7 protein-coding genes are annotated in these 8,187 nt (G+C 51.3%); 5 read left to right on the forward strand and 2 right to left on the reverse strand.

Annotated features, from left to right (window positions below):
• The first annotated feature begins 2 nt into the window (after positions 1-2).
• From ftsA to lpxC, 3 genes are all read left to right on the forward strand, one after another.
• Positions 3-1,238 carry a cell division protein FtsA gene (gene ftsA / locus L2725_RS21960; RefSeq protein ID WP_115138756.1) on the forward strand — a complete coding sequence of 412 codons (1,236 nt, stop codon included), beginning with the start codon at positions 3-5 and terminating at the stop codon, positions 1,236-1,238.
• Between the two features lie 32 nt (positions 1,239-1,270).
• On the forward strand, positions 1,271-2,458 hold the full coding sequence (ftsZ, locus tag L2725_RS21965) for a cell division protein FtsZ (protein ID WP_248937632.1): 1,188 nt from the start codon (positions 1,271-1,273) through the stop codon (positions 2,456-2,458).
• 181 nt (positions 2,459-2,639) lie between these two features.
• Positions 2,640-3,557 (forward strand): UDP-3-O-acyl-N-acetylglucosamine deacetylase, encoded by a 918-nt coding sequence (lpxC, locus tag L2725_RS21970; RefSeq protein ID WP_115138758.1) that lies wholly within the window; start codon positions 2,640-2,642, stop codon positions 3,555-3,557.
• Positions 3,558-3,567: 10 nt separating this feature from the next.
• On the opposite strand, the gene L2725_RS21975 is transcribed toward lpxC, so the two are convergent.
• On the reverse strand, positions 3,568-4,020 hold the full coding sequence (locus L2725_RS21975; protein WP_115138759.1) for a DUF721 domain-containing protein: 453 nt from the start codon (positions 4,018-4,020) through the stop codon (positions 3,568-3,570).
• Positions 4,021-4,047: 27 nt separating this feature from the next.
• Here L2725_RS21975 and L2725_RS21980 point away from each other — a divergent pair, with 27 nt between their 5' ends.
• A complete protein-coding gene (locus L2725_RS21980; RefSeq protein WP_248937633.1) occupies positions 4,048-4,950 on the forward strand; it encodes a M23 family metallopeptidase in 903 nt (300 codons plus the stop codon).
• Between the two features lie 55 nt (positions 4,951-5,005).
• On the forward strand, positions 5,006-7,729 hold the full coding sequence (gene secA / locus L2725_RS21985; RefSeq protein ID WP_249250940.1) for a preprotein translocase subunit SecA: 2,724 nt from the start codon (positions 5,006-5,008) through the stop codon (positions 7,727-7,729).
• 178 nt (positions 7,730-7,907) lie between these two features.
• On the opposite strand, the gene L2725_RS21990 is transcribed toward secA, so the two are convergent.
• On the reverse strand, positions 7,908-8,187 hold a 280-nt coding region (locus L2725_RS21990; RefSeq protein WP_249250941.1), incomplete at its 5' end, for a hypothetical protein.

Below are 8,187 nucleotides of genomic sequence, written 5' to 3' on the forward strand. Positions count from 1 at the left end.
GAATGACCAAGAACCTGGATAGAAATCTCATTGTTGGCCTGGACATTGGTACGTCCAAGGTTGCCGTGATCATCGGTGAAGTGATGCCTGATGGCGAGATCAGTGTGATCGGCCTGGGCAATCATCCGTCCCGGGGGATGGACAAGGGTGGGGTAAACGACCTCGACTCAATCGTTCGCAGCGTGCAGCGGGCATTAGATCAGGCTGAATTGATGGCGGACTGTCAGGTGTCATCTGTATACCTGAGCATTTCCGGCAAGCATATCGCCTGTCAGAACGAAAACGGCATGGTCTCCATCAATGATGAAGAGGTGACCCAGGAAGATGTGGACAACGTCATCCACACCGCCCGCTCGGTAAAAATACCGACAGAGCGTCGTATCCTGCATGTGTTGCCTCAGGAGTACGCGATTGATGTTCAGGAAGGTATCCGCAGCCCAATTGGTATGTCGGGCATGCGTATGGAAGCCAAGGTGCATATCGTCACCTGCGCCAACGATATGGCCAAGAACATCACCAAGAGTGTTGAGCGCTGCGGCCTGAAGGTGGATGACCTGGTGTTTTCCGGTATCGCCTCTGCTGATTCAGTGCTGACCAATGACGAGAAAGATCTGGGTGTCTGCATAGTGGATATCGGTGGTGGTACTACAGATATCGCTGTCTACACCAATGGCGCTTTGCGTCACTGCGCCGTGGTGCCGGTAGCTGGTAACCAGGTGACCAATGACATTGCCAAGATTTTCCGTACTCCTCTGTCTCACGCTGAGCAGATCAAAGTGCAGTACGCCAGTGCGCGCAGTGCTGCAGTGAGTCGGGAAGACAGTATTGAGGTGCCTTCCGTGGGTGGTCGTCCATCTCGCACCATGTCCCGCCATACATTGGCGGAGGTGGTAGAGCCAAGGTATCAGGAATTGTTTGAACTGGTTCTCAAGGAGCTGCGTGACAGCGGACTTGAGGAGCAGATTGCTGCCGGGATTGTATTGACCGGTGGTACCGCATCCATTGAGGGTGCAGTCGAAGTAGCGGAAGCGACCTTCGGCATGCCGGTGAGGGTGGCATCACCTCTGCCGGTAAAAGGGTTACATGAATATGTCGACCAGCCTATCTATGCAACCGGGGTAGGTTTGTTGCATTACGGCGCCAGACAGGTACTGGAACGTCAGTACGAACGTCCTGAGCGCCAGGGGGTTACCAGTCTCTGGAATCGGGTTCAGAGCTGGTTTAAAGGCGAGTTTTAAAAGATAACGCAGGCAACAACGGAGAATTGACCATGTTTGAGATCATGGACACCCATTCCGACGAAGCGGTGATTAAAGTCATCGGTGTCGGTGGCGGCGGTGGTAACGCCGTCGAACATATGGTGAAGCACAACATCGAAGGTGTTGAATTCATCGCAACCAATACAGATGCGCAGGCTCTGCGTAAGTCAGCAGCCGGCTCCACTATTCAGCTGGGTCGTGACGTGACCAAAGGTCTGGGGGCTGGAGCCAACCCGGAAATCGGTCGTCTTGCTGCTGAAGAAGACAAAGAAAACATCCGTGCTGCGATCAAAGGGTCAGATATGATCTTTATCGCGGCCGGTATGGGTGGTGGTACAGGTACTGGTGCTGCTCCGGTTGTGGCTCAGATTGCCCGTGAAGAGGGTATCCTGACTGTTGCTGTGGTAACCAAGCCGTTCCCGTTTGAAGGTAAGAAGCGTATGACCTTCGCGGAGCAGGGTATTGGTGAGCTGGCCAAGCATGTTGACTCGCTGATCACCATTCCTAATGAAAAGCTGCTGAAAGTGCTGGGGCGTGGTACGTCTCTGCTGGATGCCTTTGCTGCTGCCAACAATGTATTGCTGGGCGCGGTACAGGGTATTGCCGAACTGATCACCCGTCCGGGCCTGATTAACGTCGACTTTGCAGACGTTAAGACAGTTATGTCCGAAATGGGTAACGCGATGATGGGTACTGGTGTGGCTTCCGGTGAAGACCGTGCAGAAGAAGCGGCTGAAGCGGCTGTTGCCAGCCCATTGCTGGAAGATATCGATCTGGCAGGTGCACGCGGCGTACTGGTGAACATCACCGCCGGTATGGATATGAGCATCGAAGAGTTCGAGACTGTAGGTAACCATGTTAAGGCTTACGCTTCTGACAATGCCACTGTGGTAGTTGGTGCGGTGATCGATCCTGAAATGAGCGATGAGTTGCGCGTAACTGTGGTTGCTACTGGTATTGGCGCTGAGAAGAAGCCTGATATCCAGCTGGTATCCAAGCCTGCTCCTCGTCCAGAGCCTGAAGTGCGTGTGGAAACTCCGGTTTACGCCGAGGAAACTCCAGCACCTCAGCCATCTGCCATGGGCAATACTGCGCCTCAGCAGACTCAGGCTAAGCCTCAGCCTGCAGCGGCTCCAGCGCCAAAGAATGATCTGGATTATCTGGATATTCCAGCGTTTTTGCGTAAGCAGGCAGACTGATAAAAGCTGTGTTGACAGGGCGAAGGCAGACACTGTTGCCTGGTGATTGCCCGCCCGTCAATTGCAGGAATTTTTGCCAATTGGTGGTTTTGTGCTAGCATATCCGACCAGCTCGAGCTGGAGGGGCTGTTTTTAGCAACAATAACACCAGCGATTTGTTGAGACTTACACGGGTAACTGAATGATTTTTCAAAGAACTGTTCAAAAAATGGTAAAGACCACCGGCGTTGGCCTGCATTCGGGCAACAAGGTGACTCTGACCATCAAACCCGCGCCGATTAACTCGGGTATTAAACTCGTGCGCACCGATCTTGAACCAGCAGTGGTGATTCCAGCTATTGCGGATCAGGTTCGTGAAACCACCATGTGTACAGCACTGGTGAACGATGAAGGCGTACGTATCTCAACAATCGAGCACCTGTTCGCTGCCCTGGCTGGCCTGGGTATCGACAATGCCATTATCGAAGTGGATGCACCTGAAATCCCAATTATGGATGGCAGCGCCAGCCCATGGGTATTCCTGTTGCAAACCGCTGGTATTGAGCAGCAGCGTGCAGCCAAAAAATATCTGCGTATTAAGCGTACCGTTCGTGTTGAAGATGGAGACAAGTGGGCCGAACTGCGCCCATTCAATGGTTTCCGTGTGAACTTCGCCATCGACTTTGCGCATCCTGAAATTGCCCGCAGTCAACAGCACATGGTAATGGATTTCTCTACCGATGCTTTTGTCAAAGATATCAGCCGCGCCCGTACTTTCGGATTTATGCGTGATATCGAATACCTGCGTGCCAACAACCTGGCGTTGGGTGGCAGCATGGAAAATGCGGTTGTGCTTGATGAATACCGCGTCCTCAACCCCGATGGTCTGCGTTATGAGGATGAGTTTGTTAAGCACAAAATTCTGGATGCATTCGGTGATCTGTATGTATCAGGTCATGCGATTCTGGGTGAGTTCTGTGCCTACAAGACTGGCCATGCTCTGAATAACCAATTGGTTAGAGCTGTGCTGGCACAGGAAGATGCCTGGGAGTTGGTGAGCTTCGATAATGAAGCTGAAGTGCCAGTACGCTTCGCCTCCGGTGCAATGGCACTGGCATAAATTCGAAATGTTATGACTGCCGATTACGGCTGGCTAATGCAGCCAGCCGTTTTAGTTTCTGGGCCAGACTGCCATCGGTATGCTCTGCCAGGGCTTCAATATGAGCTGCAGCATCTGGCGATAGTTGCCTGTGCGTGATTTTGGACTCAGTCGCTCTTATGGCCAACGCCGGGTTGACTTTGACCTCGATAGCAGTAAGCATTGGGAGCGTTTGTGCCTGAAGTTGCGTCAATAACATGGACTTTTGAAAGTTGATGCGGGCTGCCCAGGCAGCAGAGGTGGTTTCGATCACCAGCACGCCCTCGCGGAGATTAGCCACCTGGAGCTGCTCGGCAACGTGCTCTGACAGCATTTGTTTGACCTGCTGATCCAATTGTCTCAGTAACTCTGCTTTCTCTGCCAGATTTGGCAGTTTACCTGAGTGATGCATGAGTCGACTGAGGTCTTGAGGGTGCTTTTTCATAGAAAAACGAGATGGCTAACTAAGGCTATGAGTGTAACAGTTTTAATTCAGGGTCGGAACGGGGTTACCCGTTGGCAACCGGGCAAAAGCTGGTTGGTGCTGCCAATACTATTATTGGCAGCAGGGGCTGGTGTCGCGCAATATTCCTTCGAAAAATTTTCCAATCAAGAAACGCGTGTAGATAGTGAGCGTCAGGCTCGCAAAGTTCAACAGCAACAAGTTGAAGATCTTAAGCACGCTACCGAATCCCAATTGGCCACCCTGGCTGCCCATGTCGCGCGTATGCAGGCGGAAATGACCCGTCTGGAAGCCATGGGGCAACAGGTTGCCCAAACTTATAAACTCGAAGACCAATTCGACTTCTCCGCCAAAGCCGGTGTGGGAGGTATGAGTGATCTCGGACAAAGCATTGAACTGGATCAGTTGATCCAGGACATGGATGCCATGGTGCAGCGGATGGACACAAGCAAAGTTCAGCTTCCGCTACTTGAAACTGTGGCGTCCAATCTCCATATAGATCAGGAGCGATATATTTCCGGTCGACCAATTGGCAAAGGTTGGTTGTCTTCCCCTTATGGGCTAAGGAATGATCCATTTAATGGACGTCGCACCATGCATAAAGGCATCGATTTCGCGGGCAGTGAAGGGGCAGATGTCATTGCCACTGCCGGCGGTGTAGTAACTTGGGCAGGCAGTATGTTTGGTTATGGTAATTTGGTTGAAATAGACCATGGTAATGGGCTTCGAACCCGTTACGGCCATAACAAGACGGTTCATGTCAGCGTAGGTGACGTCGTTGCCAAAGGTGCAAAGATTGCCAGTATGGGAAGCACAGGAAGGTCGACAGGCCCTCATGTGCATTATGAGGTGTTGCGGGGTGGACAGCAGATCGATCCGAGTAAGTATGTCTACCGCAAAGCAAATAATTAATCCTGGCTCACACCATGAATAGTGGAACAGCCTACAAAGATAATAAGTGAATCAGATGTTTGGTAATTTACTGACAAAAATTTTTGGCAGTCGCAATGACCGCACCCTTAAGTCCCTTGGCAAAGCCGTCGACAAAATCAATGCACTGGAAGCAGAATTCGAAAAACTCACCGATGAAGAACTGAAAGCAAAGACTGCTGAGTTCCGTGAGCGCCTGGAGAAAGGCGAAACTCTTGAGTCCCTTATTCCTGAATCTTTCGCCACTGTGCGTGAAGCGTCCAAGCGCGTATTTGAGATGCGCCACTTCGACGTTCAGCTTATCGGTGGCATGGTACTGGACAGTAACCGCATCGCCGAGATGCGTACCGGTGAAGGTAAAACCCTGACCGCGACTCTGCCAGCTTACCTGAACGGCCTGACCGGCAAAGGTGTTCACGTTATTACCGTGAACGACTACCTGGCCCGTCGTGACGCCGAAACCAACCGTCCACTGTTTGAATTCCTGGGTATGAGTGTCGGCATCAACGTTGCCGGTCTGAGCCCAGACCAGAAGAAGGACGCCTATAACTCAGATATTACTTACGGTACCAACAACGAGTTTGGTTTCGATTATCTGCGTGACAACATGGCCTTCTCTCCTGCTGAACGTGTGCAGCGTCCACTGCACTACGCGCTGATCGATGAGGTTGACTCCATCCTGATCGATGAAGCCCGTACTCCGTTGATTATCTCCGGTGCGGCAGAAGACAGCTCTGAGCTGTACACCAAGATGAATACCCTGATCCCGCATCTGGTACGTCAGGATAAAGAAGATACTGAAGAGTATGTTGGTGAAGGTGACTACACCATAGATGAAAAAGCCAAGCAGGTTCACCTGACTGAACGTGGTCAGGAGAAGATTGAGCAGCTGCTGATTGAAAAAGGCATGCTGCCTGAAGGTGACTCTCTGTATTCAGCGGCCAACATCTCATTGCTGCACCACGTAAACGCCGCGCTGCGTGCTCACACCCTGTTTGAAAAGGATGTGGATTATGTGGTTCAGAATGGTGAAGTGGTGATTGTTGATGAGCACACTGGCCGTACCATGGCTGGTCGTCGTTGGTCCGAAGGTCTACACCAGGCGGTAGAAGCCAAAGAAGGCGTGAAGATCCAGAACGAAAACCAAACCCTGGCCTCTATTACTTTCCAGAACTACTTCCGTCAGTACGACAAGCTGGCCGGTATGACTGGTACCGCAGATACCGAAGCTTTCGAATTCCAGAGCATTTATGGCCTGGATACCGTAGTGGTACCAACCAACCGTCCAATGGTTCGTAACGACATGGCTGATCTGGTTTATCTGACCGCTGCCGAGAAGTACAACGCCATCATTGCAGACATTAAAGACTGTCGTGAGCGTGGCCAGCCTGTGTTGGTGGGTACTGTTTCTATCGAACAATCTGAATTGCTGTCTCACCTGCTGAACCAGGATAAGATCCCGCATCAGGTACTGAACGCCAAGTTCCACGAAAAAGAAGCTGAAATTGTTGCTCAAGCGGGTCGTGCAGGTGCAGTCACCGTTGCTACCAACATGGCCGGTCGTGGTACCGATATCGTGTTGGGTGGTAACTGGAAGTCTGAAATTGAAGCTCTGGGTGAAGCCTCCGAAGAGCAGGTTGCTGCAATCCGTGCCGATTGGCAGGAGCGCCATGATGCCGTAGTGGCTGCAGGCGGTCTGCATATTCTGGGTACCGAGCGTCACGAATCCCGCCGTATCGATAATCAGCTGCGTGGTCGTTCCGGCCGTCAGGGTGACGCAGGTTCATCCCGTTTCTACCTGTCCATGGAAGACAGCCTGATGCGTATCTTCGCCTCTGAGCGTGTATCCAATATGATGAAAGCGCTGGGCATGGAAGAGGGCGAGGCTATTGAGCACAAGTGGGTATCCCGCGCCATTGAAAACGCCCAGCGTAAAGTTGAAGCCCGTAACTTCGATATCCGTAAGCAATTGCTGGAATTTGATGACGTTGCCAACGACCAGCGTCAGGTGGTTTATGCTCAGCGTAATGAGCTGATGGATGCCGAAAGCATTGAAGACACGATCAAGAATATCGAATTCGACGTACTGGCTTCCCTGATCGATCAGTACATCCCACCTCAGTCTGTTGAAGAACTGTGGGACGTACCTGGCCTGGAGCAGCGTCTGCACCAGGAGTTCGCTCTGCAACTGCCGGTACAGAAATGGTTGGACGAAGAGGAAGACCTTTACGAAGATACGCTGCGTGAGCGTATCATCGACGCCTGGAGCACATCTTACAAAGCGAAGGAAGAGATGGTCGGTGCGCCGGTTCTGCGTCAATTCGAAAAAGCGGTAATGCTGCAGACTCTGGATGGTCTGTGGAAAGAGCACCTCGCTGCAATGGATCATCTGCGTCAGGGTATTCACCTGCGTGGTTATGCCCAGAAGAACCCTAAGCAGGAATACAAGCGTGAATCCTTTGAGCTGTTCCAGCAGATGTTGGAAAGCCTGAAGCATGATGTGATTAGCATTCTATCCAAGGTTCAGGTACAGGCTCAGTCTGATGTAGATGAGATGGAAGAGCGTCGTCGCCAGGAAGAAGCTAAGCTGCAACGTGATTTCCAACACGCAGAAGCGGAATCAGTTACCGGCGAGCCAGCTATGCCAGAACAACAGGGTCATGTACCAACAGTTCGCCAGGGCGAAAAAGTTGGCCGTAACGATCCTTGCCCATGCGGCAGTGGTAAGAAGTACAAACAGTGCCACGGTAAACTGAGCTGATAGCAATAGTACAAATATAGAAAAGGCGACCTTAGGGTCGCCTTTTTACTTATATAGCTAATAAGTACTAACCAAATACTCGCTGAACACCGAATTAAATAAACTTAGCTTGATTAATACAGGCTAAAAACTGGCTAAAAATAAGCCTTCTGTTGATAACTCTGGGGGTAACCCGTAGTTAGTTTGTGCTTAACCCATAAATCACCAAAAAGTGCGAATTTTCTTTGAAAAAGGGCTTGCGCAAATAATTCTGCTCCCTATAATGCGCCTCCATCGACACGGCACAACGGGCAGCAAAGCTTGATGAGCAGGTCGAAAGGGAAGGTCGCCAACGGCAACTGACCCTGGCATGAAAAGCCTCTTCTGAGCATTTCATCGACAGATGAAAAAGCTCATGAAAAAAGGGCTTGACGCCAAAAAGCGGTTGTGTAGAATACGCAGCCCTCGGGGTTGAAAAT

Source organism: Shewanella corallii (genome assembly GCF_023349125.1).
Taxonomy (GTDB): domain Bacteria; phylum Pseudomonadota; class Gammaproteobacteria; order Enterobacterales; family Shewanellaceae; genus Shewanella; species Shewanella corallii.